The 2,474-nt window shown below is 73.0% G+C and carries 3 protein-coding genes; 2 read left to right on the forward strand and 1 reads right to left on the reverse strand.

What is annotated here, in order from left to right:
• Both AB0C29_RS43370 and AB0C29_RS43375 read left to right on the forward strand, forming a co-directional pair.
• On the forward strand, nt 1–619 hold a 619-nt coding region (locus AB0C29_RS43370), incomplete at its 5' end, for a hypothetical protein (protein ID WP_360833490.1).
• A 99-nt stretch (nt 620–718) separates the two neighbouring features.
• Nucleotides 719–1,588, forward strand: coding sequence for a tetrahydrofolate dehydrogenase/cyclohydrolase catalytic domain-containing protein (locus AB0C29_RS43375; RefSeq protein ID WP_360833492.1), 870 nt, complete (start codon nt 719–721; stop codon nt 1,586–1,588).
• On the opposite strand, the gene AB0C29_RS43380 is transcribed toward AB0C29_RS43375, so the two are convergent.
• Nucleotides 1,578–2,474, reverse strand: an 897-nt coding sequence (locus AB0C29_RS43380) for a glycosyl hydrolase (RefSeq protein ID WP_360833494.1), incomplete at its 5' end; no start/stop codon positions are given. The two genes, AB0C29_RS43375 and AB0C29_RS43380, sit on opposite strands and share 11 nt — an antisense overlap.

The following is a 2,474-nucleotide window of genomic DNA, read 5'->3' on the forward strand; positions in this document are numbered from 1 at the left end:
GCTGCTGCCGCCGCGCCGGGTGCGCGCGGCGGACCGCGCGGAGCCGCGACCCCGGCCGGTCGGCGAGAAGCTGGTGCGGATCGGCGTCGGCGAGAACACCGTACGGCTTCCGCTGAACGGCCTGGCCGAGGCCAACACAGTGGCTCAGGCGAACACCGTGGTGATGTCGATCGTGCCCGCGGTGCTGGAGGAGGACGAGCAGCGCACCGCCGCCGAGGAGAAGGCCCGGCGCCGGCGCCTGCTGCGCCAGTTCCTGCCGCTGGTGGCGGTCGCGGCCGTGCTGGCCGGGGCGAGCTGGCTGTCGTTCACCACGTCGAGGGCCACGCACGACACCGTGGTGACCGCACTGTCGGCGGCGCCGCCGGGCCCGGTCAACGCGGCCGGCAACCGTACGGTGCGGGTGTCGGCGACCGGGCTGGTCGCCTCGGACGGGCCGTACACGCTCAGCGTGACCGGCCCGTCGGGGGCCGCGACGGTCAAGCGCACGGTCTCGGTCACCGGGGACGGGACCTGGAGCGAAGCGCTGAGCCTGCCGGGCGCGCAGCGGATGCGGGTGAGCCTCTACCGGTTCGGGGACACCACCGCCTACCGCACCCTCTACATCAGCGCCGTAGACTGACGCGGACACGCGACTGGCGGCATCGAGGATGGGGACCACCATCGGGGAGCTCGCCGTGGGGGCCGTCCGCCTGGGTGCCCACGCCGGAGTGAAAGCTGTATGTCCGTAGAGCATGAAGCAAGGCTGCTGCCCGGCAAGCCGGTGGCCGACGAGGTCCTGGCCGACGTCGCGCAGCGGGTGACGAAGCTGCGCGAGGCCGGTGTCCAGCCGTCGCTGGCGACCGTGCTGGTCGGCGACGACGACGCCAGCGCCGGATACATCCGGATCAAGCAGCGCCAGGCCGCCGAGCTGGGTTTCGTCTCGCCGCATGTGCACCTGGGCGCGGACGCGACGCAGGACGACCTGCTGCGGGCGATCGACCAGCTCAACGCCGACCCGGCCGTGCACGCCCTGCTGATCCAGTACCCGCCGCCGGCACACATCGACTACGACGCGGCGCTGCTGACCGTCGACCCGGACAAGGACGTCGACGGCATGCACCCGCTCAACCTGGGCCGGATGTCGGTGGGCCTGCCCGGGCCCCGGCCGTGCACCCCGGCCGGCATCGAGGCGCTGCTGGCGTACCACGACGTGCCGGTCGCCGGTCGCGAGGTGGTCATCCTGGGCCGGGGCGCGACCATCGGGCGCCCGCTGGCCATGATGCTGGCGCAGAAGCGGCCGACCGCGAACGCCGCCGTGACGGTCGTGCACACCGGTGTGCCGGACTGGCAGCGCTACACCCGGCGGGCCGAGATTCTCATCGCCGCCGCCGGCGTGCCCGGCATCATCCAGCCCGAGCACGTGAAGCCGGGCGCGACGGTCGTCGGTGCCGGGGTGCGCTACGAGGGCCGGCGGCTGCTGCCGGACGTGGCCGAGGAGGTCGCGCGGGTCGCCGGGGCGATCACCCCGCGGGTCGGCGGCGTGGGCCCGACGACCGTGGCGATGCTGTTCCGCAACGCGATCGAGGCGGCCGAGAAGGCTAGCCGCTGAACCGCGCGCTCGCCGCCATCGCCTTGTACGCCGCCAGCGACTCGGCGTCGGTGTCGATGCGCCACTTCTCCTCGTACCCGGGGTGGGTGTCGGTGTCGAACCAGGTCACCGCGCCCACCGCCGGGTGCGCCTCCACCCAGCGCGCGAAGAGCGTGATCCAGTCGGCCTTGGTACGGCCGCCCCGGTCCACCGAGCCCACCTCGGTGATCATGATGGGCTTGCGCGCGGCGTACGCCCGGTAGATGCCGGCGAACAGCTTGTCCGGGGTCTCGCGGTGCAGGTTGTAGCCGGAGACCCCGACCCAGTCGACGTACTCGTCGCCGGGGTAGAGCGCCGCGAAGGTGTTCCACTCCGCGGCCGGGTCGGAGTTCCAGTTCGGGCTCCACACCCAGGACACGTTGGTGGCCTTCTCCTCGGCGAAGATGCGGTGCAGGCGCCGCCACGCGGTCACGTACGCCTGGCCGTCCTTGCCGTTGCGCGCGGCACTCCACTTGTACCAGTCGCCGTTCATCTCCCAGCCCCAGCGCAGCAGCACCGGCCGGCCCTGGCCCTTGAGCCGGCGCGCGGCCCGGGCGATGACCGCGTCGCTCTTCCCGGAGTTGATGTCGGTGAGCGGGCAGCCACGCCAGGACACCATTGGGGTGGCCTTGGCCGGCAGGCCCTCGACCGCCTGCGGCAACGTGTCGGTGAAGTCGTAGAAGACGTGCACGATGCGCTCGTCGCGACCGAGCTGGTTGCGGCGCAGCGCGAGGCTCTCGGTCAGCGATTTTCCCTCCAGCCCCAGGTAGGCGCCGAGCATCGCCTTGCCGGGCCGGAACGGCACCGGTCCGCCGCCCTTGGTGATCACCGCCGGCGTGGGGCTCGTGCTGGGCTTGGCCGACGCGGC

This window comes from Actinoplanes sp. NPDC048791 (assembly GCF_040650095.1).
Lineage (GTDB): Bacteria > Actinomycetota > Actinomycetes > Mycobacteriales > Micromonosporaceae > Actinoplanes.

Coding starts and splice junctions, on each gene's coding strand:
- AB0C29_RS43375 (WP_360833492.1), top strand. CDS start 719: ATGTCCGTAGAGCATGAAGCAAGGCTGCTGCCCGGCAAGCCGGTGGCC.